The sequence below is a fragment of the Comamonas terrigena NBRC 13299 genome (genome assembly GCF_006740045.1).
Classification (GTDB): Bacteria; Pseudomonadota; Gammaproteobacteria; order Burkholderiales; family Burkholderiaceae_C; genus Comamonas; species Comamonas terrigena.
Map to the genome: position 1 here is coordinate 2,994,737 of NZ_AP019749.1, position 21,166 is coordinate 3,015,902.

Genomic DNA, 21,166 nt, shown 5'->3' on the forward strand with positions numbered 1-21,166 from the left:
AGGCCTCGTGCGTGGGGTTACAGCGTATCCAGCCGCCCGCGCAGCTGACGGGCCTGCCCGCGCAGGGCCTCCTGCTGTTGCGGGGGCATCTTCTGCCACTGGCGGTACACCAGCGTCAGCCGGTGGTTGTCGCGCAAAGCGGTGCTGTGGCGGTCAAAGAAATCCCAGTACAGGGCGTTGAAGGGGCAGGCACGCGGGCCCGTCCTTTGCCGGGGGTCGTAGGCGCAGCCCCGGCAATAGTCGGTCATGCGCTGCAGGTAGGCAGCCCCGCTGACATAGGGCTTGGTGGCAATCAGGCCGCCATCGGCGCTCTGGCTCATGCCCAGGGTGTTGGGCAGTTCCACCCACTCGAAGGCATCGATGTAGATGCCCAGGTACCAGCGGTGCAGCGCGACCGGATCCAGGCCGGCCAGCAGGGCGAAATTGCCAATCACCATCAGCCGCTGGATGTGGTGGGCATGCGCGGTCTGCAGCGACTGGCGTATGGACAGCTGCAGGCAGCGCATCCCGGTATCGCCCGTCCAGAACCAGCGCGGCAGCGGCAGGTGGTGGCCCAGAGCGTTGCGGTTCTCGTAGCCCGGCATGCATGACCAGTAGATGCCGCGCACGTACTCGCGCCAGCCCAGTATCTGGCGCACAAAGCCCTCCACCGCCGCCAGCGGGGCCAGACCGCCGCGCCAGGCTGCTTCGGCGCGGCGGATCACTTCCAGCGGCTGCAGCATCTTCACATTCAGCGCAAACGAGAGCAGCGAATGGAAGAGGCGTGGCGCCTGGCTGGCCATGGCGTCTTCATAGTCGCCGAAGTGCGGCAGCGCCTGGGCGATGAAGGCTTCCAGGCAAGCCAGCGCCTCGGCGCGGTTCAGCGGCCAGCGCAGGGCTGCGGCCTGTGGCTGGCCCAAGCTGTCCACACCACAGCGCTGCAGCATTGCCCACAGCCCGCTGTGATCGTGTGTCGGGCGCCAGTCGGGCGGCTGCGGCGGAGTCCCCGGCCAGGGCTTGCGGTTGTCGTGGTCAAAGTTCCACCGCCCGCCTTCGGGCTGGCCGTCGGCATCCAGCAGCAGCCGGTGGCGGCGGCGCATGTGGCGGTAGAAATGCTCCATCAGCCACTGGCGGCGCCCCTGCATCAGTGCGGCCAGCTCGCCACGTGCCGTCAGAAAGTGTTCGCTGTCCACTATGTCCCAGGCCAGCGGCTGGGTGGCAGCCCAGGCCTGCAGTTGGGCATCCAGCCGCCATTCGTCGGGCTGCTGCCATTGCACGCTGCGGGCACCGTAGTGCCTGGCCAGCGCCTGCAGGTTGCCGGGGATGGACTGGCGGTTGCTGGCACTCTCCAGCGCTACATAGCGCACGCGGTGGCCGGCGGCACGCAGCTGGCGCGCAAAATCGCGCATGGCCGCAAAAATCGCCAGTATTTTTTGGGCGTGGTGCAGCACGTAGTCGGTTTCCTGGCGCACCTCCATCAGCACATAGACCACCTGCGCGTCCACCTGCTGGAACCAGCTGTGCCCGGGGTTGAGTTGGTCGCCCAGCACCAGCCGCAGGGTGCGGGCTGGCCAGGGGGCCGCGCGGGGGGATGTAGCGTGTGTCATGCTGTCCCCCACCGGCGCCGGTAGGTTCCCTGGGGATCCCAGGTGGCGGCCTGTCGCACAGGATCAAAGCGCCGGCCGCCGCGCGGGTCGGTGCCCCGGCCGGCGATGTAGAGCCAGTTGCCCTGGTTGCTGTAGACGTCATAGTCCAGTAGTTGCGCTTCGAACCATGCCGCCCCGGCACGCCAGTCGCAGCCCAGCTCATGTATGAGGTAGCTGGCTGCCACCTGGCGCAGGCGGTTGCCCAGGTAACCGGTGGCCGCCAGCTCGCGCATGGCCGCGTCCACCAGCGGCTGGCCCGTCTGTCCGGCGCACCATGCCGCAAAACGGCGGCCATCGTGCGGCGTGGCGCGCACGGGCCCCAGCCCGCGCGACCGGTACAGTGCGCGGCCGTGCTGCAGGTGCAGCAGACGGAAATAGTCGCGCCACAGCAGCTCGAACCACAGCCAGTAGCTGCCATCGCTGGCGCCGTGCATGGCCTCGAACTGCCGCAGCTGCGCCCACGCCTGCCGGGGTGAGAGCGCTCCCGTGGCCAGCCAGGGCGACCATTTGCTGGAAAAGTCCAGCCCGAGCAGACCGTTGCGCGTGCGCTTGTAGCTGTGGGGCAGATGCCGGGCCAGGTACTGCGCCAGGTGGGCCAATGCCGCCGCTTCACCGCCGTGCAGCCCGTGCTGCAGATAGGGGAACGCGCTGCGTCCATCGGCGGCAGGCCCCGACCCGGCCAGCGCGGCCAGGGCCTGTGCCGGAGCATCGGTGCATTGCCCGGGCATGCCGGGTGGCCATGGCGGCAGCGCGGTGGGCGACGGCAGGGGCGCGGCAGGCTGCAGCCCGGCGCTTTCAATCGCCTGGCGAAACGCAGTGAAGACGGCGGGCAGTTGCAGTGGCGGCCAGGGCAGGTGGTCGGGATCGAGCAGGCTGCTGTGCCATACGGTCTGGACCTGCAGGCCTGCCGCACGCAGGTCGGTAACCTGCGCCTGCTCCTCGGGTGCTGCAATCTCTTCGCACACCACAGTGCGGGTGCCCACGGTCCGTGCGAGTGCCGGCAAGGCGCTGGCAGCAGGTTCGTCCAGTATCCAGAGCGGGCAGCCCAGATGCTGCAACTGCTGGCGCAACTGCTCCACGGCGGAGGCCCACCAGGCACGCCGGTGCGGGCCGATGCGCGCAAAGCCCCAGCGGGTGGTGGCATGCACATCAGGCAGGCACACCACGGGCAGCAGGTGCTTCGCCCCCAGGGCACACGCGCGCTGCAGCGCGCGCTGGTCGTGCAGCCTCAGGTCGCTGCGGAACCAGAACAGCACTGTGCTCATGGCGGCGCTCCCGGCGATGGCAGCCGGGAGCGCTGTCGACGGCAGCGTTCCGAGCAGTACAGGACCGCATCCCAGACGCGGGCCCACTTTTTGCGCCATGCAAAAGGGCGCCCGCAGCGCTGGCAGCACTTTTGCGGCAGATGGGGCTTGCGGTGCATGGCGCCCTTTCGGTGGGAGCTCAGGCGGCGTGGCGCTGCCCTGCCGCATGGACGGCGCGTGCCAGGCTGCGGCCACTCAGCCAGGCTCCTTCCACGGTGCCGTTGTGCAGCCAGTCTCCGCACAGGCCCAGGCCAGCCGCAGGGCTCCACCAGCAATCCACATGCAGCGGCTGCGTGGCGTCGGCATAGCGCCAGCGGTGTGAGGTCGCCTGCACGCTGGCCGGGCTGGGGCCACCGAGCTGCGCGAAGGCCTGCAGCAGGGCTGCAGTGACCGTCTGGGCATCGTCTTCCAGGTGGGCTTCGCTCCAGCTGTGGGAGGCCTGCAGCAGCCAGGTTTCGGGGCCGCTGCGGCCGGGTTTGCTGCTGTCGCGCGCAATCCAGCGCAAGGGGCTGTGCTCGACGACGCAGCCGTCCACCGCCATGGGAACCGGCCCGGCACAGCGCACCATGACCGACCAGCAGGGCCGCATGCGGGCGCTGCGGGCAAGCCGGGCCGCTTCGGGCGCCACGGCTTCCAGCAGAGCCCCCGCCTGCGGCGCGGGCACGGCCAGCAGCACGGTCCGATAGCGCTGTGGTGCGGCGCCATGCTCGGGGCTGTGCAGCGTCCAGCCAGCGCCCTCCCCGGCCGCAGTCTGCAGCGGTTCAACGGTGGTCTGCCATTGAAAGCGCACCGGATCGGGCATGTCCTGCATGCCGCGCACCATGTGCGCGGCGGGGGACGTCATGCGCGGGGTGCCGACAAAGCGCTGCGGCGCGTTGTCCTGCAGCCGAAGACGTTCACCATCGTGGAGCCCTATCCTGCCTGGCCATGGGGCCGTGGCGCCCGCTTCCTGCCAGCTCCGGACCTGGGCGCGGAAATCGGCGTCATGGGCCTGGAAAGAGGGTGCACCATGGTCGCACTGCCAGTGGGCGCCGGCGTCGGTGCCGCGCCGCGTGCTCATCCGGCCCGAAGCCCCCCGGCTTTTGTCGAAGACGTGCACGCTGTGCCCGGCCCGGGCCAGAAGCTGTGCACAGGCCAGGCCCGCCAGGCCGGCACCGATGATGGCGATGGGACCGGACGGGGCCGAGGGGGAAGGAATCGGGATGGACATGGAACCTCAGGGCCGCCCGGTGGGGTCTGCATGGGTGTGGGACACCCAGATGAACGCATGCGTGTCGATGCCCAGTGCCTTGGCGCGCTGGACAATGCCATCCAGGGTCTCGGGCGGCAGGCTGGTGTCGCGCGCCAGAATCCAGGCATAGCGGGTGTTCTCGCCCACGACCAGGGCCCAGCGGTAATCCGGGTCCAGCGCCACCACGTGGTAGCCACCGTAGAACGGGCCGAAGAAAGACACTTTCAGCGAAGCCGTGCTGGCGGCCCCTGTGAACAGGGCTTTGCCCGTGGCCTCACGCCACACGCCGGTGGCAGCGATGCGGCCACGGTTGACCACCTGGACGCTGCCGTCCGGCTGGGGGGTGTAGCGTGCCGAGACATTGTCCATGCCGCGCTCGAACGCATGGTCCAGGCGCGCCAGCTCGTACCATCGCCCCTGGTAGCGTGCAAAATCGAATCCCTGGACGGGCTGCATCCCCTGCGGAGGATGGGTGTTGGCACAGCCCGTCAGCAGGGCCGTGCAGGCCAGACCGATTGCCAGCCAGCACAGCAGCCGTGCGTGCAGGGACCAGGCGGTCGGCCCCCAGGGCCGTGTGCGTCGCAGAAGAAGCATGGTCATGTTCTGGTGGTCCTTGTGTTGTGTGTTTCAGTCTCCCGGCGCCGCCAGCGCGCCACCGCACCGGGAATGTTGGTCAGCAACCCCACCGGCACGACACCGGCGATGGGGTGCCGGTAGAGCGCGGGGCATGCGCCGCCGACCCACAGCCCGAGCGGCTGCGGCAGCTGGTTGCGCAAGGCCTGGAGGTTGTCCAGCACGAGGGATTCGGGGTGCACGCTGCTGAAGCTCAGGGCGATGAGATCCACGTGGTGGGCGTGCGCTGCGTGCGCCAGATCCTCCAACGGTGTCTGCGTCCCCAGCGACACGCAGCAACAGCCTTCCAGCGTCAGCAGGGCTTCCACCATGAGCAGGCCCAGGCCGTGCTGCTCCGGCGGCAAGGTGGTCAAAAGCACTTTGGGACGCCGGGCGCTGGCCAGGGGAGCGAGCGAGGCAATCGTCTCCCGCAGCAGGGAACCGATCACCTCGGTGTAGAAATGCTCCTCGAACACCTTGAAACGCCCTTGCACCCAGGCTTCACCGACGGCCTGGTTCAACGGAGCGAGCAGCTCCGTGACAAACGGCGCCACGCCCATGCGCAACTGGGCATGTGCCAGGGCATGGCGCAATGCCTGGGGTGAATGCCCGGCAATCAGGTCCAGGAAGTCGGATACGGACTGGGCGGGCGGTGCGACAGCATTTTTTGTCCTGGACAAATCAGACAGGTCGTTCACGGAGGTTTCGGCCAGCAAACGTGCCAGCGCCTCTGCGCCGAGGCCGACCACCTTGCCTGGACGCATGCCTGCATCCAGCAGCTGCCGAATCTGCCTGAGCCGGGCAACCTGGCTGGCGGCATACACCCTGTCTCCTTTGGTATCACGCAAAGGCTGCGGAAAACCATAGCGTTTTTCCCAGACGCGCAGCGTGTCCTTGGCAATGCCGGTTTCGCGTTCCACTGCAGCGATGTGCAGCATGGAAGCGCCATCCTGCACGGATGGACTGCAATCGGACGGGGCAGAGATAGACATGGTCAATTCAGGGAATAGGTCAAATTGTCTAGGACAGAAATGAGTTTGTCCAGTACATTGATTGTTACAAAGTTGGGCGCCACCTCGGTACGCGGTGCCCGCCGACAGCAGCGGAGGCCCTGGCACAACGGGGAAAAACCGCTGCAAGCCTGGCCCGCCATGCCCTTCTTTCAGGGCGCAGCGGAAGGCAGGTTGTACCGGTGAAGCCGGGTCCGGCCGTGGATATAGCGCTTTTTCAACCGTTCTGATGAACTGATTTTTTTCTTGAAGACCAGGTTTTCCAATGTCAATCAAAAACAAGTTGCTATTGTCTTTTGGTCTTTTGATGCTGATTCTGTTTGGACTTTCCGGGATGGCCATGCGCACCATCGCCTCCACCCAGGAAAGCTTCGAGCACTTTGTATCCAACGATTTCCGGCGGGCCGGTCTGGCGCGCGAGGTACAGGCTGCGGCCGATGCCCGTGCGGTGGCTGCCCGCAACCTGCTGCTGGTCTCGGAAGACGCCGATATCGCGGTGGAAAAGCAGGCCGTGGCGCAAGCCCACGAGCGGGTGCAGGAGCGTCTGGGGCGGCTGCGCACCCTGGTGCAAGCACCGGAAGTCTCCAGCGAGGAGCGCGCGCTGTTTGCTGCCATGGAGCAGATCGAGGCGGGCTATGGCCCCGTGGCACTGGCGATTGTCGAGCTGACCCTGCAAGGCCAGCGCGAAGCGGCCATCCGCAAGCTGAGCGATGAATGCCGCCCGCTGCTGGCCGAATTGATGCGCAGGACCAGCGCATACGTGGCCTACATCCGCGTCCAGGGCGATGCCAACGTGGATGCGGCAGCACGTACCTATGTGTCCGAAAAGACGTTTCTGCTGTCAGCCTGCGGCCTGGCCCTGGTGGTGGCGGGGGTGCTTGCCTGGCGCATCACCCGCAGCCTGACGCGTGCGCTGGGCGCCGACCCCTCCGAGCTGCGGGCGGTGGCCCAGCGCGTGGCAGCAGGCGAGTTGAGCGAGGTCGCGCTGGATGTGGGAGTGCACCACAGCAGTGTGCTGGCCTCGCTGGCAGATATGCAGATAGCCCTGGCACAGATCGTCCGCGGGGTGCGCTCGTCGGCAGAAACCATTGCCGCCAGCTCGGCGCAGATTGATTCGGGCAACACCGATCTGGCACAGCGCACCGAACTGCAGGCTACGCGGCTGCAGCACAGCGCGGCGACCATGGCACAGCTGCACGGCACCGTGGAGCAGAACGCAGAGCATGCCCACCAGGCCACGGCACTGGCGGCGACCGCCAGCCGGTCGGCAGAGCATGGCGGCCAGGTGGTTGGCGGCGTGGTGCAGACCATGGAGGACATTGCCGCGGGCTCGCGCCGCATCGGAAGCATCATCGGCGTGATCGACGGGATTGCCTTCCAGACCAATCTGCTGGCCCTCAATGCTGCCGTGGAGGCCGCCCGCGCGGGCGAGCAAGGGCGCGGATTCGCCGTCGTTGCAGCCGAGGTGCGCATGCTGGCACAGCGCAGCGCAGAAGCGGCCAAGGAGGTCAAGCAACTGATTGATGCCAGCATGGGCAAGGTGGCACAGGGGGTGGAGCAAGTCCAGGACGCCGGGGCAACCATGGGGCAACTGGTGCACGAGGTCAAGAGCGTGGCGTCCCTGATCCGCGAAATCAGCACGGCGTCGCGTGCGCAGACACAGGGGATTGGCGAAGTGACCGTCTCGGTCTCGGAACTCGATCTGGCGACCCAGCAAAACGCCTCGCTGGTGGAGGAAATGGCGGGAGCGTCGGGCAGCCTGCGTGATCAGGCGAACCGCCTGATGGATGCCGTTGCCCTGTTCCGTACCGCCCGCAATCCCATGGCATGAGCCGGATCGCCGTGTCGCCCGGCCCGCCATGGCAGCATGGCGGCATGGCGGCGCACCGGCAGGCGAAAGCCGCCGTGGCTGCGCGGTGCGCCCGCAGCATATGCGGCAGTGGAGGCCGCAGCACCCGCCTTGGGTCCCGGCCGGCCAGAACATGCTGGCCGGAAGCCCCCTGCCGCGCGACAATATATGGATGGCGCGGGCCCCGCGCCCCGCCGAGCCGCACCATGCCCACTTCCGCCCTCCTGCCCGCAGCCCTTGCCACGGATGACGACCATTACGAAGACCTGCTGGGTCTGTGGTCCGATCTGGAAGCCAGTCTGCACCTGGTACTGACCTCGCCCGCCCTGGTGCCCGCGCTGCCGGCCAAGATCCAGCAGCTGGAAACCTGGATGCGCGACCTGGTGGCCCACGACACCGATGCGGCGCTGTACCTGATGTTCCAGCTGGCGGGCACCTCCACCGTGGGCTACAGCGCCTCGCACGCCCTGGTCTGCGCCACGCTGTGCCAGATTCTGGCCACCTCCTTGCAGCTGCCGCCGCACGAACGCCACAGCCTGGTGCGCGCCGCGCTGACCATGAACATCGGCATGACCACCTTGCAGGACCAGCTGTCCCTGCAGCGCGACCGCCCCAGCCCGGCCCAGCAGCAGGCGATCGACCAGCACCCGCAGGCCAGCCGCCGCCTGCTGGAGGAGCAGGGCGTGAACGATGCGCTGTGGCTGGACATCGTCGCCCTGCACCACGCGGTGCCGCCCACACAGCTGCCCCTGCTGCAGCAGCCCGTGGCCGAACGGCTGGCCCGGATTCTGGCCACCACCGACCGCTATGCGGCCATGATCAGCCCACGCAAGTCGCGCCCCGGGCGTTCGGTGGTGGATTCGACCCTGGCGGTGACCCAAGGGCCTTCGGGCGTGTTCGACGAAGCCGGTCAGGCGCTGGTGCAGTGCGCCGGCCATTACCCGCCCGGGGTGTTCGTGCGCCTGGACAACGACGAAACCGCCATCGTGCTGCGCCGCAGCCCCACGGCCCAGGCACCACTGGTCGCCCAGGTGCTGACGGCCCAGGGCTTTGCGCTGCGCCAGCCCCTGCTGGTGCATCTGCAAACCAGCGATGCGCGGATCAGCGGCGCACTGACCCACACCGAAGTCAGCCTGCGCGTGAACCACTTCGCCATGGTGCAGCTGGGCCTGTACGCCGCGCGCTACAGCGAAGGGCTGCAGCACCTGGTGCAGCTGCCGGGCACGCCCTGAGCGGCCCAGGCTGCAGCTCCCGGTCTGCTTGCTTATAGAGTTACAGAGTTATTGAGATTGAGCCATAGGGCCCAAACACCGGGCTGCCGCGGCAAGTGCCCAGCGCTCCGGTGCGGCTGCTGGGGCCCCGGCCTCAATCGTCCTCGGCCGCGCTGATGTCCGGAAACAGCACTTCGGTGAACCCGAAGCGGGTGAAGTCGCGCACCCGCATGGGATAGAGCTTGCCCCACAGGTGGTCGCATTCGTGCTGCACCACCCGGGCGTGGAAACCGTCGACCGTGCGGTCGATCACCTGGCCCAGCGGATCCCAGCCGGTGTAGCGGATGCGCTGCCAGCGCGGCACCCAGCCGCGCATGCCCGGCACGGACAGGCAGCCTTCCCAGTCGCCCTCTTCGGCATCGCCCAGCGGCGTGATGGAGGGGTTGACCAGAACGGTGGGCGGCACCAGCGGGCGGTCGGGGTAGCGCGGATTGCGCTGGTCCGAGCCGAAGATCACCACCTGCAGCCCCACGCCGATCTGCGGCGCCGCAATGCCGGCGCCGTTGGCGGCGCGCATGGTGTCGCGCAGATCGGCGATCAGCGCATGCAGCTGCGGGGTGTCAAAAGTCTGTACGGGCTGCGCCTGCTCCAGCAGCCGCGCATCTCCCATCTTGAGGATGGTGCAAATCGCCATGGCAAATTCTTTCAGTGGGGCCCGCCGCGTGCGCCTGCAGCGCGGAACCGCAGCGGGAATGGGGCAAAGCATAGCGCCAGGCCGTACAACCCATGCACAATGCCAGCATCCCTGTTGACTGCTGTTTTCGTGCCCGATTCCGTCTCACCGCCTGCCACGCCGCCGCCCCACCAGCCTGTGGCCCACTGGCTGGTCCGCTTTCTTCTGCGTGCGCTGGCCGTCACCAGCCTGACCCTGGGCATTGCCGGGGTCTTCATCCCCGGTCTGCCCACCACGGTGTTCATTCTGATCGCCGGCTGGGCAGCAGCGCGCAGCTCCCCGCGCCTGCACCGCTGGCTGTGGCAGCACCGCCTGTTCGGGCCCATGTTGGTCAACTGGAGCCAGGGAGGCAAGGTCAGCCGCCGGGCCAAATACAGCGCCAGCATCATGATGACCCTGTGCGCCGCCGTGCTGTGGCTGGCGCCCACCCCGCTGTGGGTGCGCTGGCTGGCCTGCGGCTGCATGGCCTGCGTGCTGGCCTGGCTGTGGTGCCGCCCCGAGCCCTGAGAGGGTCGCCCCAGGCGGTCTTTTGATTTTTTGTAGCGCTTTGTCCGGAGCGTATTTTTTCTATGTATATAATCTAGGTCTTGTTCCTCAATAGCTCAGTTGGTAGAGCGCCGGACTGTTAATCCGTAGGTCCCTGGTTCGAGCCCAGGTTGAGGAGCCACCGAATTGATCTGGTTGCGCAATCGCACGCAGCCATACCGAAATGTTCCCTGATAGCTCAGTCGGTAGAGCGACGGACTGTTAATCCGCAGGTCCCTGGTTCGAGCCCAGGTCGGGGAGCCATTTTTTCTGGCTGCGCAATCGCACGCAACCATACACCTTTTTCCTCAATAGCTCAGTTGGTAGAGCGCCGGACTGTTAATCCGTAGGTCCCTGGTTCGAGCCCAGGTTGAGGAGCCACAAACTTCGGGCTGCGCAATCGCACGCGGTCCTACCGAAATGTTCCCTGATAGCTCAGTCGGTAGAGCGACGGACTGTTAATCCGCAGGTCCCTGGTTCGAGCCCAGGTCGGGGAGCCACATGAAAAGGCTTGCAGCAATGCAAGCCTTTTTTCTTTGGCGCATGCGCACGGCCCCACACGGCACCCTATGCCGCCGCAGCGCCTGCAGCCTACGCCGCCCGCACAATGCCCACCGCTGCTGGCTGTGCAGGGGCCACCACCGGCGCCGCTTCCAGCTTGGGCGCTCCCATCTGCTTGGTTGCCGCCACACCCTCTTCACCATTGCGCTTGCTGCGGGCCGCATCGCGCTCTGCGTCCCGTTGCGCTTCCCAGTGTTCGAGTTCGGCTTCCAGCCGGCGGGCACGCTCGGCATACATGTCGGCCGAAGACTGGTAGTGCTCTGCCGCAATGGAGTGCTCCAGCATGGCCATGCGCGCCTCTTCCAGGTAGGCGCGGGTACGACGGATATAGCGCGGCTCCGTCAAGCTGCCACTGAAAATTTTGCGGAAGAACATACGCTGGACTCCTTCACAATTTCCGAACACAAGCATACCGACAACTGCCAGAAGCGATAAGGTCCAGCATACGGTTCGCCGACCGACTGTCTTGTCCCTTGACCGCACCTGCATTTGTAGGAACAGCCCTTACCCCACTACTGCACACAGCGTACAAACCTGAGCACGTGTTCTGTGTGACGATTTGATTCAGCGAAATTGATTGAGCCATGACCCACCAGCTGCCCTGGCTTTCGGAAAACGATGTCTTCCCCCCCGTGCAAAGCGCCTGGGGCCTGGATGACCCTCTGCCCGGCCTGCTGGCCGCCGGCGGTCGGCTGGATGCCGACAACCTGCAGACCGCCTATGCGCAGGGGATCTTCCCCTGGTTCAGCGAGGGCCAGCCCGTGCTCTGGTGGTCCCCCAACCCGCGCATGGTGCTGCAGGTGGCAAATTTCCGCCTGCACCCTTCGCTGCGCAAGACGCTGAAGAAATTCCGCAAAACGCCGGGCTGCGAGGTGCGCATCGACACCGCGTTCGAGCAGGTCATGCGCCACTGCGCCCAGACGGTGCGTCCCGGCCAGGACGGCACCTGGATCGTGGACCGCATCGTGGCGGCCTACACCGCGCTGCACCGCCAGGGCAAGGCCCACAGCGTGGAAACCTGGATCGACGGCCAACTGGTGGGCGGCCTGTACTGCGTGGCACTGGGCCGCGCGGTGTTTGGCGAATCCATGTTCGCCCATGCCAGCGACGCCTCCAAGATCGCGCTGGCGGCGCTGGTGGGCCTGTGCCGCCACCAGGGCGCCACGCAGATCGATTGCCAGCAGGCCACGCGCCACCTGGCGTCGCTGGGGGCGCATGAGATCCCCCGCAGCCTGTTCCTGATCGAGGTCGGGCGGCAGCGCAAGCTGCCGGATATGGATTGGCGGTTTCATTCCGTATACTGGGATGCCATCTTGTCGTCCTCTGTTGATTCCGCATGACGCATCCGAACGATCTTCCGCTGCACACCTTGCAGTTCTATGCCACGGCCCCGTACCCGTGCAGCTATATCGAGGGCAAAGAAGCCCGTTCGCAGGTGGCCACGCCCAGCCACCTGATCCAGACCGGCATCTATTCGGAGCTGGTGGCCCAGGGTTTCCGGCGCAGCGGCATGTTCACCTACCGGCCCTACTGCCGCGCCTGCGTGCCGCTGCGGGTGCTGACCAATGAATTCCAGCCCAACCGCAGCCAGAAGCGGGCCTGGAAGCAGCATGCCCAGCTGGAGGCCAGCATCCAGCGGCTGAGCTATTCGGCCGAGCACTACGACCTCTACCAGCGCTACCAGCACGCCCGCCACAGCGGCGGCGGCATGGACCACGACAGCGTGGACCAGTACACCCAGTTCCTGCTGCAAAGCCGGGTCAATTCCCGCCTGGTGGAGTTCCGGGAGCCCGCCGTGGGCGATGCGCCCGGCGTGCTGCGCATGGTGTCCATTCTGGATGCGCTCGATGACGGCATCTCGGCCGTCTACACCTTCTACGAACCCGATCCCACCGCCAGCTATGGCACCTACAACGTGCTGTGGCAGATTGCGCAGGCGCGCAGCATGGGCCTGCCGTATCTGTATCTGGGCTACTGGATCGCACAAAGCGCCAAGATGCGCTACAAAGCACTCTTTCTGCCCCACGAGGTGCTGCACGACCAGCTGTGGGAGCGGGTCGAGACGTCGCCCGAGCGACCCCACACCGCGGATTGAGTGCCACGCACCGGCACAACTTTTGTGCGGTGCCGCAATCGCGGCATAGAATCCGCCCAACGCAGCATAACAAGAGCCCATGACCAACAAAACCGATCACGATTCCCTTGCCAAGCCCAGCGTCCAGGTGCTGGAGCGCATGTTCATCCTGATCGATGTCCTGGCCTCGCGCGAAGAAGCCGTTTCCCTGAAGGAAATCAGCGAAAAGACCGGACTGCACCCCTCCACCACCCACCGCATCCTCAACGACCTGGCCATCGGCCGCTTTGTGGACCGCCCCGAGTCGGGCAGCTACCGCCTGGGCATGCGCTTTCTGGAACTGGGCAATCTGGTCAAGGGCCGCCTGAGCGTGCGCGAAGCGGCGCTGGGCCCGATGCGTGCCCTGCACAAGCAGATCCACCAGCCGGTGAACCTGAGCGTGCGCCAGGGCGACGAGATTGTGTATGTGGAGCGCGCCTACAGCGAACGCTCGGGCATGCAGGTGGTGCGTGCCATCGGCGGCCATGCGCCGCTGCACCTGACTTCCAACGGCAAGCTGTTCCTGGCGGCCGACGACCCCCAGCGCGTGCGCGCCTACGCCATGCGCACCGGCCTGGCCGGCAACACCCACAACAGCATCACCCAGCTGCATGCGCTGGAGCAGGAGCTGTCCAAGGCCCGCCAGTACGGCATTGCCCGCGACAACGAGGAACTGGAGCTGGGCGTGCGCTGCATGGCCGCCGGCATCTACGACGACCAGGGCAAGCTGGTGGCCGGCCTGTCGATTTCCGCCCCTGCCGACCGCCTGGACGAAGGCTGGCTGCCCAAGCTGCAGCAGGCAGCGCACGATATCTCGGCCTCGCTGGGTTTTTCGGGCGACCGCCGCCGCGATCTGTAAACCGCTCCCCCGCTGCGGCCCTGTTGCCGGGGCCCTGCCGCAACGCCCTGCCCTGCAGGGCGTTGGACTTTGGGGCCTGTGCCTTACAGGGACAGCGCCGGCTGCTGTGCCCCCACCTGGTGCAGCAGCTCGCCGTAGCCGGCATAGCGCAGCACCTGGGGCAGAGCCTGCACCCGGGCATCGCCATAGCCCACGCTGTGCCAGGCAAAGCGCACACCGGCCGCCTGGGCGCAGGCCGCATCGGCATGGGTGTCGCCAAAGAACAGCGTCTCCTGCGGGGCCACGCCCAGTTGCGCCAGGGTGCGCAGCAGCGGTTCGGGCGAGGGCTTGCCCACGCCATAGGTGTCCGAGCCGGTGATGGCGCCAAAGCCTTCGGCAATGTCCAGCTGCTGCATGCCGTCGCGCGCCAGGCGCTCGAGCTTGTTGGTGCAGATGCCCAGTGCCACGCCCTGCTGGCGCGCCCAGTCCAGCCACTGCGGCACCCCTTCGTACAGGCGGGCCTGGCTGGGGTTCTGGGCGGCGTAATGGGCTTCGAACTCGGCGCGCAGCCGCACCAAGTCGGTGGGTGCCGGGTAGCCGCGTTCCACGAACACGTCGCGCACCAGCTCTCCGGCGGTGCCGAACAGATTGGGCAGCTGGTAGCCTGCCGGCAGCGGGGCATGGCCGTAGTCCACCAGCGTGTCGCTGGCGGCGGCCAGAATGTCGGGCCGGCTGTCGAGCAGCGTGCCATCCAGATCGAAGACCCAGGCCTTCACCTGGCGCCACTGCACGGGCGATTGCGGCATGGACATGGGCAGCGCCCCTCCTGTCATGGGTTGAAAACACGGGCGGACGCGGGCGCCGGCCGCCACAGTAGGCAGGCAGCGCGCCGCCACGCATCCATGGTCAATTTTGCACTGCAACATGACGACCGCGTGGCAGTGCCGCCCATACCCGCGTGCGCCACTGCGGTGCCGGCGCCCCTGGCGCGGTCGGTCAGACGTGGCGCTTGCTGGCGCCGGCCGCCGGGGGACGGGCTTCTTCCAGCGGCGCATCGGCCTGGGCGTGCAGCGCTTCGATGATGTGGCAGTGGGCGTCGCTGCCGTCGCAGCGCCCGCGCAGCGCCAGCAGCTCCTGCTCCAGGATCTGCAGCTCGTGCAGGCGCTCGCGCACATGCTGCAGGTGGCCATTGACCGTGGCATTCGCCGCCGCGCAGTCTTCCTTGCTGTTCAGGTCCAGCGCCAGCAGGGTGCGCACCTCGTCCAGCGACATGTCCAGCGCGCGGCACATGCGGATGAAGCGCAGCCGGTGCAGGTCGGCATCGGTGAAGAAGCGGTAGTCGTTTTCGGCACGGCCGCTGGGGCGCACCAGGCCTTCGCGCTCGTAATAGCGGATGTTGGCGGCCGAGACGCCGGACAGCCGCGCAGCTTCACCAATACGATACTGGGACATGCTTGACCTTGAAGTGGGTTTCAGGTTTCCAATCATCGCATGAGCAAGAACCACCCGCGCCACGAAGAGGCCTATGTCCACAGCTGCGGCTGCGGAGGCGGCAGCTGCGCCCCCCAGCCCTCTCCCTCCATCCCCCCGCAGGGCGCAGCGCGCCCCGCCCGGCATGACCATGACCACGGCGAGCATGCAGGCCACGACCACCGCCACGGCGAGGACCGCACGGACGCCGCTGCCGATGCCCATGCCGGCCACGACCACGGCGTGCTGCCGGGCTGGCCGCGCATTGCCGCGGCGCTGGTGCTGGCCGTGCTGGCCGAAGCCGCACACTGGGGCGCGTCGCTGCACCCCTGGCTGAGCTATGGCGGCATGGCCCTGGCCGTGGTGGCCATCGGCCTGTCGGGCCTGGGCGTGTACAAGGCCGGGCTGAAGGACCTGGCCCGCTTCAAGCTGGGCATACACGCGCTGATGGCCGTGGCCGTGACCGGCGCCTTTCTGATCGGCCAGTGGCCCGAAGCGGCCATGGTGATGGCCTTGTACGCCGCCGCCGAACGCATTGAAGACCAGGCCATGGACCGCGCCCGCCAGGCCATCCGCAACCTGCTGCAGCTGGCCCCGGAAACCGCCGATGTGCTGCAGCCCGACGGCAGCGTGGCCGCGACCCCCGTGGCCCGGGTGGCCCTGGGTGCGCGCCTGCGCATTGCCCCCGGCGCCCGCGTGCCGCTGGACGGCACCGTGGTGCAGGGTGAGAGCAGCGTCAACCAGGCCCCCATCACCGGCGAGAGCGCGCTGGCCGACAAGGCCCCGGGCGACGCCCTGTTTGCCGGCAGCGTGAACCAGCACGGGCAGCTGACCATGGAGGTGACGGCACCCGCCACCGACAGCCTGCTGGCGCGCATCGTCCACGCCGTGGAGCAGGCCCAGGCCACGCGCGCGCCCACGCAGCGCTTTGTCGACCGCTTTGCCCAGGTCTACACCCCCATCGTGCTGGTGCTGGCCGCGCTGCTGGCCGTGCTGGCGCCCTGGCTGCTGGGCTGGACCGGGCACGACGCCCTCTACCAGGCCCTGGCCCTGCTGGTGATTGCCTGCCCCTGCGCGCTGGTGCTGTCCACGCCCGTCACCGTGGTCAGCGCGCTGACCGCGGCGGCGCAGCGCGGCATTCTGATGAAAGGCGGCCGTTCGCTGGAAACCGCCCGCCTGCTGCGCGCCATTGCGCTGGACAAGACCGGCACGCTGACCAGCGGCAGCCCGGCCCTGGTGCACTGGCAGGCGGCAGATGCCGCCGCGTCGCAGCCCGGCGATCTGGCCCGCACCGCCTGGCAGCTGGCCAGCGGCTCGGACCACCCGGTCTCGCGGGCGATTGCCGCCGGCCTGCCTGCCGGCACGGGCGCCGGTGCGGTGCAGGAACTGCAGGCCCTGCCCGGCCGCGGCGTGCAGGCCCGGATCGACGGCCAGCGCTGGACCCTGGCCAATCTGCGCTGGGCGCGCGAGCAGTCCCTGTCCACCCCGGCGCTGGAAGCTGTGCTGGAGGCGCAGGAGGCCCAGGGCCGCACCGTGACCCTGCTGGCCGACGACCAGGCCGTGCGCGCCCTGTTTGCCGTGGCCGATCCGCTGCGCCCCCAGGCGGCCGAAGCCGTGGCCCAGTTGCAGGCCCTGGGCGTGACGCCCGTGGTGCTGAGCGGCGACAACCAGGCCACGGTGCAGACCATTGCCGCCCAGGTCGGCATTGCCGATGCGCGCGGCAGCCTGCTGCCCCAGGACAAGCTGGACGCCATGGCCGTGCTGCAGCGTGTTGTGGGCCCCACCGGCATGACCGGCGACGGCATCAACGACGCGCCGGCGCTGGCCCAGTCGGACCTGGGCTTTGCCATGGGCGGGCGCCACAGCACCGGCATGGCCATGGAGACGGCCGACGTGGTGCTGATGAACGATGACCTGCGCCGCATTCCGGAGACCATCCGCCTGTCGCGCAAGTCGCATACCGTGCTGTGGCAGAACATCGGTCTGGCCCTGGGCATCAAGGCCGCGTTCTTTGCCCTGGCCGTGGCGGGCATGGCCACCATGTGGATGGCCGTGGTCGCCGACATGGGCGTGAGCCTGCTGGTGGTGGCCAACGGTCTGCGGCTGCGCCGCTGGCGCGGTTGAGGGGCTGGAAGCCGGGTTGGCAGGCGGCGGCCCACGCTGTCGCCCCCACGCCACGGCCGCGGCGCCCCGGCTGCGTTTTGCATGAAAACTGCGCGGCACGCCAGCTAAACTTTTGCCAATCGCTATCAATAAAGTAGCAATCAATCCGACCCAGGCGGTGGCTGTGCCGTCGCTTTTTGGGTCGCTGTCCGCCCGCTCTCTCTGGCCCCCGCCCTGCTGCTGCAGTCCGGGGGCTTTGTGTGTTGCACGCCGCCGGGGCCCTCCGGCGGTGCGGTGCAGGGTCGGATCGCCCCGGCCGGGTTGGCTGCGCTTGCCGTTTCACACTGCCTCTGCCATGACCGCGCCCCGCCCTGCCACGGCCTCCGTGACACCGACCATTCCCGCTCCACCCACCCCGGCCGTGCCCCATACGCTGGTGGAAGACGCTGCCGCCCTGTTCACCGGCTGCACGCTGATTTCCGTGGGCATTGCCCTGTGCTCGGGAGCCAAGCTGCTGACCGGCGGCATGGTGGGCCTGGCCTTTGTGCTGCACTACGCCACCGACCTGCCCATAGGCCAGCTGTTCTTTGCGCTGAACCTGCCCTTCTACTGGCTGGCGTGGAAGAAGATGGGCCGGGCCTTCACCGTCAAGACCTTTGCCGCCGTGCTGCTGCTGTCGCTGCTGACCGATCTGCAGCCCCATGTGATGCAGCTGGGCCCGCTGCACCCGCTGTACGCGGCCATTGCGGGCGGCCTGCTGCTGGGCGTGGGCATGCTGGTGCTGTTCCGCCACCGGGGCAGCCTGGGCGGCATCGGCATTGCCGCGCTATACCTGCAGGACCGCTACGGCTGGCGTGCCGGCAAGGTGCAGATGGCGCTGGACTGCCTGATCCTGCTGGCCGCCTGCGTGACGGTGGAGCCCTCGCGCGTGGGATGGTCCATCGTGGCAGCCATCACGCTGAACCTGGCACTGACCATGAACCACCGCCCGGGGCGCTACCAGGTGGTGTGAGCCGCAACGGTCGCATGAAGGGGGTTCTGGCCATGGTGTCAAAGGCGGCGGCGATGGAATACGCCGCCATAAAGCCCGATTGTCAGCAGGGTGGTTGCGTTATCAAATAAGAATTATTATCATTCGCACAACTCAACCGTTTCGGGATCCCACCATGCTCACCCAGCCCGCTCTGCGCACCACCTCTTCCTCCACCTCCATCCTGCCCGTGGCCGCGTCCCCGGCCCATATGCAGCTGGACAGCGCCGAACTGCTGCAAGGCCAGAAGGCCGTCACCATTGTGCACAACGGCTCTACCTACCGCCTGCAGGCCACCAAGCTGGGCAAGCTGATCCTGACCAAGTAAGCCGACGGTCCGGCCCCCTTGGCCGGACCCGGCATGCCGCACCGGGCGCCACGCCCCATTTTGGCCGTGCGGCCCCTGCCCACCGCCCCGATCACCCCGACCGTGGAACTTCCCGACGTGGGCGGTATCATTCCCTGCATGCGCCGCATGCTGTCCTTTTTCCTGGTGGTTCTGCTGGCCCTGCGGGGTCTGGCGGGCGATGCCATGGCCATGGGCACCTTGCCGGCGATGGGTGCCAGCACGGCGGCCGTGCACCACAGCATGCCGGGCATGGACCACGGCAGCCCCTCCCCCTCTTCTTCCCTTGCCAGTACGGTGCAGGCGGATTCCCATGGCACCGCGCATGGGCCGCAGGGGCACCACACGGAGCATGCCGACCGCGATGCGGTGGCGCCGCACCATTCCGCCCCCTCTGACGGTACGGATCTGCATGCCGCACTGACCGCGGCGGACCGGTGTGCGGCCCCGGGGGCGCAGTCCGCTTCCGGCTGCGAGCACAGCCACGGCGCGCCCTGCGCCGCCTGTGTGGTCTGCCACTCCGCCGTTTCTCCCATGTCGCTGCCCCTGGCCGCGAACGACACCCCGCCCCACGCCCAACCCGTGGGCGGCGCTGCGCGCTTTGCCAGCGCCCAGCCGCTGCAGGCATCCAAACCCCCCATCTTCTGAGACCTGACGCCCGAAGTGCGTCCGCAGCCGCGCGGTGGCCTGGTGCACACCGCCCGGCAGGACGCCGTGTTTGTCACGTTGCAGGAGACTTTGCATGCGCTTTGCGCACTCTTTCACCCCGTGGTGTGTGGCGGCTGCCGCACTGACCACCTTGCCCTCCGGCGCCTGGGCCCAGACGGCCCCTCCCGCCCCCGCGGACCATACGGCCGCAGCCCCAGGCGCAGAGGCGGCCCCGCCGTCCCGGCTGCCGGACTGGCTGCAGCCCACAGCCCCCAGCCGGCCGCTGCAGCACCTGCCCCTGCCCGCCAGCGGCGGCGTGGAGCAGGCCAGCACGCCCTGGCAGGCGGCCAATGCCGCCGTCGCCCAGTTCCCGCGCGGCCATACCGATGTGCTGCAGCGGGAAAAAGCCCAGGCGGGCACCCCACCCGCAGGGTCCGCCCACCACCCGCCCGCCCCGGCTGCGCCCACGGCAGCACCTGCGGCAGGCGAGCATCAGGGCCACCACCACGGAGGCCAGCCATGAGCCCACGCCTGCTTCGCCTCACCCCCGTGGTCGCGGCCCTGGTGCTGGCCGGCTGCGCCAGCGTGGCGCCGGACGGCCAGCGCAGCGCCGTCACGGCCCATACGGCAGGCAGCCTGCCCGCCGGCAGCCAGTTGGCCGACCCCGCCCCCCAGGCCCGCGCTGCCGCCCGCGCGCAGGTGGCGGCCTGGCTGCAGCAACCGGTGGATGCCGACACTGCCGTGCGCATCGCCCTGCTCAACAGCCCGGCCCTGGAAGCCCAGGTGGCCGCGCTGGGTGTACAGGATGCCCAGCGCGTACAGGCGCTGACCCTGCCCAACCCCACACTCACGCTGGGGCGCTTTGTCAACGCCCAGGAACGCGAGATCGAGCGCCAGCTCAGCTTTGGTCTGGTCAGCCTGATCACCCTGCCCTGGCGTGCCCGCTGGCAGGGCTGGCAGCTGGAGCAGGCCACGCTGACCACCGCCCAGCAGGTGCTGCTGCATGCCGCCGACACGCGCCGCGCCTGGCTGCGCGCCGTGGCCGCGCAGCAGCAATTGCAGACGGCGCAGACCCTGCACGAAGCCGCTGCCGCCGGTGGCGAGCTGGCCCGGCGCATGGCGCGCGTGGGCAACTTCAGCAAGCTGGAGCAGGCCCAGGAACTGCGCGTACAGCAGGAGGCCGCCGCCAACCTGGCCCGTTCCCGCCTGAATGCCGCGCTGGAGCGCGAGCAGCTGGCCCGGCTGATGGGCCTGTGGGGCGCGCAAGCGGACTTTGTGCTGCCGGCCACCCTGCCGCCGCTACCCGCCGCCGCCGCACTGCGCGCCGGCGACGATGCCGAAGCCACGGCCCTGCGCGAGCGCCTGGACCTGCGTGCCCTGCGCCGCGAGCTGGACACCACGGCCGAACGCAACGGCTTTGCCCGCGTAGGGGCGGTGTTCGGTGATGTCGGCGCCAGCTACAGCCGCAACACCAGCACCGAACGCGCCAGCGGCCATGACGACATCACGCGCGGCTGGGAGCTGGAGCTGCCGCTGCCGCTGTTCGACTGGGGCGGCGCTGCCAGCGCAGGCGCCCGCTCCGCCCTGCAGCGCAATGCCGCCCAGCTGCGCGAGACCGCGCTGCGCGCCCGCAGTGAGGCCCGCAGCCACTGGCTGCGCTACCGCACGGCCTATGACCTGGCCCAGCAGCAGCAGACCGAAGCCGTGCCGCTGGCGCGCTTTCTGCAGGACGAAGCGGTGTACCGCTACAACGGCATGTTCATCAGCGTCTGGCAGCTGCTGGCCCAGGCCCGCAGCACCGCCCAGGCGGTGGCCACCGCCACCGAGGCCCAGCGCGACTTCTGGCTGGCCGACGTGGACCTGCAGCTGGCGCTGACGGGCACCTCGCCCGGCACACCGCCTTCCCCCGTCACCCCCAGCGCAGCGCCTGCTGCCACCACCGAGGCAGGCCACTGAT

General features: G+C 68.4%; 22 protein-coding genes and 4 tRNA genes. 16 read left to right on the plus strand and 10 right to left on the minus strand.

Annotated features, from left to right (window positions below):
* Positions 1-17: 17 nt before the first annotated feature.
* Genes CT3_RS13570 through CT3_RS13595 form a run of 6 tightly spaced genes read right to left on the minus strand, consistent with a single transcriptional unit; the run spans position 18 to position 5,710 of the window.
* On the minus strand, positions 18-1,586 hold the full coding sequence (locus CT3_RS13570) for a cryptochrome/photolyase family protein (protein ID WP_066533971.1): 1,569 nt from the start codon (positions 1,584-1,586) through the stop codon (positions 18-20).
* Positions 1,583-2,890 (minus strand): DASH family cryptochrome, encoded by a 1,308-nt coding sequence (locus CT3_RS13575; protein ID WP_066533418.1) that lies wholly within the window; start codon positions 2,888-2,890, stop codon positions 1,583-1,585. Before CT3_RS13575 ends, CT3_RS13570 begins: the two co-directional genes overlap by 4 nt.
* Positions 2,887-3,048 (minus strand): DUF2256 domain-containing protein, encoded by a 162-nt coding sequence (locus tag CT3_RS21590; RefSeq protein WP_083520245.1) that lies wholly within the window; start codon positions 3,046-3,048, stop codon positions 2,887-2,889. The genes CT3_RS13575 and CT3_RS21590 overlap by 4 nt, the downstream gene beginning before the upstream one ends.
* A gap of 20 nt (positions 3,049-3,068) precedes the next feature.
* The gene (locus tag CT3_RS13585) at positions 3,069-4,139 is read right to left on the minus strand and encodes an NAD(P)/FAD-dependent oxidoreductase (RefSeq protein ID WP_066533419.1); all 1,071 of its coding nucleotides are present in this window, start codon (positions 4,137-4,139) and stop codon (positions 3,069-3,071) included.
* 6 nt (positions 4,140-4,145) lie between these two features.
* Positions 4,146-4,754: a lipocalin family protein gene (locus CT3_RS13590; protein WP_066533973.1), complete on the minus strand. Its 609-nt coding sequence runs from the start codon at positions 4,752-4,754 to the stop codon at positions 4,146-4,148.
* Between the two features lie 2 nt (positions 4,755-4,756).
* Positions 4,757-5,710, minus strand: coding sequence for a MerR family transcriptional regulator (locus CT3_RS13595; RefSeq protein ID WP_282597776.1), 954 nt, complete (start codon positions 5,708-5,710; stop codon positions 4,757-4,759).
* Between the two features lie 379 nt (positions 5,711-6,089).
* On the opposite strand from CT3_RS13595, the gene CT3_RS13600 reads away from it, so the two are divergent.
* Both CT3_RS13600 and CT3_RS13605 read left to right on the plus strand, forming a co-directional pair.
* Positions 6,090-7,613 (plus strand): methyl-accepting chemotaxis protein, encoded by a 1,524-nt coding sequence (locus CT3_RS13600; protein WP_265331856.1) that lies wholly within the window; start codon positions 6,090-6,092, stop codon positions 7,611-7,613.
* A 224-nt stretch (positions 7,614-7,837) separates the two neighbouring features.
* Complete coding sequence (locus CT3_RS13605) at positions 7,838-8,863, plus strand: HD-GYP domain-containing protein (protein ID WP_066533425.1); 1,026 nt, start codon at positions 7,838-7,840, stop codon at positions 8,861-8,863.
* 133 nt (positions 8,864-8,996) lie between these two features.
* On the opposite strand, the gene def is transcribed toward CT3_RS13605, so the two are convergent.
* Positions 8,997-9,536: a peptide deformylase gene (def, locus tag CT3_RS13610; protein ID WP_066533427.1), complete on the minus strand. Its 540-nt coding sequence runs from the start codon at positions 9,534-9,536 to the stop codon at positions 8,997-8,999.
* 129 nt (positions 9,537-9,665) lie between these two features.
* On the opposite strand from def, the gene CT3_RS13615 reads away from it, so the two are divergent.
* The 5 genes from CT3_RS13615 (at position 9,666) to CT3_RS13635 (ending at position 10,600) form a co-directional block, all read left to right on the plus strand.
* Entirely contained in the window at positions 9,666-10,082 is a 417-nt protein-coding gene (locus CT3_RS13615; RefSeq protein ID WP_256682304.1) for a YbaN family protein, read from the plus strand.
* An 84-nt stretch (positions 10,083-10,166) separates the two neighbouring features.
* Positions 10,167-10,242, plus strand: a tRNA-Asn gene (locus CT3_RS13620).
* Between the two features lie 46 nt (positions 10,243-10,288).
* A tRNA-Asn gene (locus tag CT3_RS13625) sits at positions 10,289-10,364 on the plus strand.
* Between the two features lie 41 nt (positions 10,365-10,405).
* Positions 10,406-10,481, plus strand: a tRNA-Asn gene (locus tag CT3_RS13630).
* Between the two features lie 43 nt (positions 10,482-10,524).
* Positions 10,525-10,600, plus strand: a tRNA-Asn gene (locus CT3_RS13635).
* Positions 10,601-10,691: 91 nt separating this feature from the next.
* Here CT3_RS13635 and CT3_RS13640 read toward each other — a convergent pair.
* Positions 10,692-11,036 (minus strand): hypothetical protein, encoded by a 345-nt coding sequence (locus CT3_RS13640; protein ID WP_066533432.1) that lies wholly within the window; start codon positions 11,034-11,036, stop codon positions 10,692-10,694.
* A 209-nt stretch (positions 11,037-11,245) separates the two neighbouring features.
* On the opposite strand from CT3_RS13640, the gene aat reads away from it, so the two are divergent.
* The 3 genes from aat to CT3_RS13655 all read left to right on the plus strand — a co-directional run bounded on the left by aat (position 11,246) and on the right by CT3_RS13655 (position 13,633).
* Positions 11,246-12,001 (plus strand): leucyl/phenylalanyl-tRNA--protein transferase, encoded by a 756-nt coding sequence (gene aat / locus CT3_RS13645; RefSeq protein ID WP_066533433.1) that lies wholly within the window; start codon positions 11,246-11,248, stop codon positions 11,999-12,001.
* Complete coding sequence (locus CT3_RS13650) at positions 11,998-12,756, plus strand: arginyltransferase (RefSeq protein ID WP_066533434.1); 759 nt, start codon at positions 11,998-12,000, stop codon at positions 12,754-12,756. Before aat ends, CT3_RS13650 begins: the two co-directional genes overlap by 4 nt.
* Positions 12,757-12,835: 79 nt before the next feature.
* Positions 12,836-13,633, plus strand: coding sequence for an IclR family transcriptional regulator (locus CT3_RS13655; RefSeq protein ID WP_066533436.1), 798 nt, complete (start codon positions 12,836-12,838; stop codon positions 13,631-13,633).
* 83 nt (positions 13,634-13,716) lie between these two features.
* Here CT3_RS13655 and CT3_RS13660 read toward each other — a convergent pair whose 3' ends face one another.
* Both CT3_RS13660 and CT3_RS13665 read right to left on the minus strand, forming a co-directional pair.
* Positions 13,717-14,424 (minus strand): HAD family hydrolase, encoded by a 708-nt coding sequence (locus CT3_RS13660; protein WP_066533438.1) that lies wholly within the window; start codon positions 14,422-14,424, stop codon positions 13,717-13,719.
* Positions 14,425-14,608: 184 nt separating this feature from the next.
* Entirely contained in the window at positions 14,609-15,064 is a 456-nt protein-coding gene (locus tag CT3_RS13665) for a Cd(II)/Pb(II)-responsive transcriptional regulator (protein WP_098066181.1), read from the minus strand.
* Positions 15,065-15,103: 39 nt separating this feature from the next.
* On the opposite strand from CT3_RS13665, the gene CT3_RS13670 reads away from it, so the two are divergent.
* From CT3_RS13670 to CT3_RS13695, 6 genes are all read left to right on the plus strand, one after another.
* On the plus strand, positions 15,104-17,206 hold the full coding sequence (locus CT3_RS13670) for a heavy metal translocating P-type ATPase (RefSeq protein ID WP_083520248.1): 2,103 nt from the start codon (positions 15,104-15,106) through the stop codon (positions 17,204-17,206).
* Between the two features lie 334 nt (positions 17,207-17,540).
* Complete coding sequence (locus tag CT3_RS13675; RefSeq protein WP_066533442.1) at positions 17,541-18,197, plus strand: DUF6198 family protein; 657 nt, start codon at positions 17,541-17,543, stop codon at positions 18,195-18,197.
* A 154-nt stretch (positions 18,198-18,351) separates the two neighbouring features.
* A complete protein-coding gene (gene hemP, locus CT3_RS13680; RefSeq protein WP_066533444.1) occupies positions 18,352-18,543 on the plus strand; it encodes a hemin uptake protein HemP in 192 nt (63 codons plus the stop codon).
* Between the two features lie 66 nt (positions 18,544-18,609).
* Entirely contained in the window at positions 18,610-19,209 is a 600-nt protein-coding gene (locus CT3_RS13685) for a hypothetical protein (RefSeq protein WP_141891764.1), read from the plus strand.
* A gap of 94 nt (positions 19,210-19,303) precedes the next feature.
* Positions 19,304-19,732 (plus strand): hypothetical protein, encoded by a 429-nt coding sequence (locus CT3_RS13690; RefSeq protein WP_066533449.1) that lies wholly within the window; start codon positions 19,304-19,306, stop codon positions 19,730-19,732.
* Complete coding sequence (locus CT3_RS13695) at positions 19,729-21,165, plus strand: TolC family protein (RefSeq protein ID WP_066533450.1); 1,437 nt, start codon at positions 19,729-19,731, stop codon at positions 21,163-21,165. The genes CT3_RS13690 and CT3_RS13695 overlap by 4 nt, the downstream gene beginning before the upstream one ends.
* Position 21,166 lies beyond the last annotated feature (1 nt).

What these genes read in the sequence shown, in the direction of transcription:
- CT3_RS13665 (WP_098066181.1), bottom strand. Translation starts at nt 15,064, where the DNA reads ATGTCCCAGTATCGTATTGGTGAAGCTGCGCGGCTGTCCGGCGTCTCG.
- CT3_RS13600 (WP_265331856.1), top strand. Translation starts at nt 6,090, where the DNA reads ATGCTGATTCTGTTTGGACTTTCCGGGATGGCCATGCGCACCATCGCC.
- CT3_RS13640 (WP_066533432.1), bottom strand. Translation starts at nt 11,036, where the DNA reads ATGTTCTTCCGCAAAATTTTCAGTGGCAGCTTGACGGAGCCGCGCTAT.
- CT3_RS13590 (WP_066533973.1), bottom strand. Translation starts at nt 4,754, where the DNA reads ATGCTTCTTCTGCGACGCACACGGCCCTGGGGGCCGACCGCCTGGTCC.
- CT3_RS13670 (WP_083520248.1), top strand. Translation starts at nt 15,104, where the DNA reads ATGAGCAAGAACCACCCGCGCCACGAAGAGGCCTATGTCCACAGCTGC.
- CT3_RS13575 (WP_066533418.1), bottom strand. Translation starts at nt 2,890, where the DNA reads ATGAGCACAGTGCTGTTCTGGTTCCGCAGCGACCTGAGGCTGCACGAC.
- CT3_RS13605 (WP_066533425.1), top strand. Translation starts at nt 7,838, where the DNA reads ATGCCCACTTCCGCCCTCCTGCCCGCAGCCCTTGCCACGGATGACGAC.
- def (WP_066533427.1), bottom strand. Translation starts at nt 9,536, where the DNA reads ATGGCGATTTGCACCATCCTCAAGATGGGAGATGCGCGGCTGCTGGAG.
- CT3_RS13585 (WP_066533419.1), bottom strand. Translation starts at nt 4,139, where the DNA reads ATGTCCATCCCGATTCCTTCCCCCTCGGCCCCGTCCGGTCCCATCGCC.
- CT3_RS21590 (WP_083520245.1), bottom strand. Translation starts at nt 3,048, where the DNA reads ATGCACCGCAAGCCCCATCTGCCGCAAAAGTGCTGCCAGCGCTGCGGG.
- aat (WP_066533433.1), top strand. Translation starts at nt 11,246, where the DNA reads ATGACCCACCAGCTGCCCTGGCTTTCGGAAAACGATGTCTTCCCCCCC.
- CT3_RS13660 (WP_066533438.1), bottom strand. Translation starts at nt 14,424, where the DNA reads ATGTCCATGCCGCAATCGCCCGTGCAGTGGCGCCAGGTGAAGGCCTGG.
- CT3_RS13695 (WP_066533450.1), top strand. Translation starts at nt 19,729, where the DNA reads ATGAGCCCACGCCTGCTTCGCCTCACCCCCGTGGTCGCGGCCCTGGTG.
- CT3_RS13690 (WP_066533449.1), top strand. Translation starts at nt 19,304, where the DNA reads ATGCGCTTTGCGCACTCTTTCACCCCGTGGTGTGTGGCGGCTGCCGCA.
- CT3_RS13655 (WP_066533436.1), top strand. Translation starts at nt 12,836, where the DNA reads ATGACCAACAAAACCGATCACGATTCCCTTGCCAAGCCCAGCGTCCAG.
- CT3_RS13675 (WP_066533442.1), top strand. Translation starts at nt 17,541, where the DNA reads ATGACCGCGCCCCGCCCTGCCACGGCCTCCGTGACACCGACCATTCCC.
- hemP (WP_066533444.1), top strand. Translation starts at nt 18,352, where the DNA reads ATGCTCACCCAGCCCGCTCTGCGCACCACCTCTTCCTCCACCTCCATC.
- CT3_RS13650 (WP_066533434.1), top strand. Translation starts at nt 11,998, where the DNA reads ATGACGCATCCGAACGATCTTCCGCTGCACACCTTGCAGTTCTATGCC.
- CT3_RS13595 (WP_282597776.1), bottom strand. Translation starts at nt 5,710, where the DNA reads ATGCTGCACATCGCTGCAGTGGAACGCGAAACCGGCATTGCCAAGGAC.
- CT3_RS13570 (WP_066533971.1), bottom strand. Translation starts at nt 1,586, where the DNA reads ATGACACACGCTACATCCCCCCGCGCGGCCCCCTGGCCAGCCCGCACC.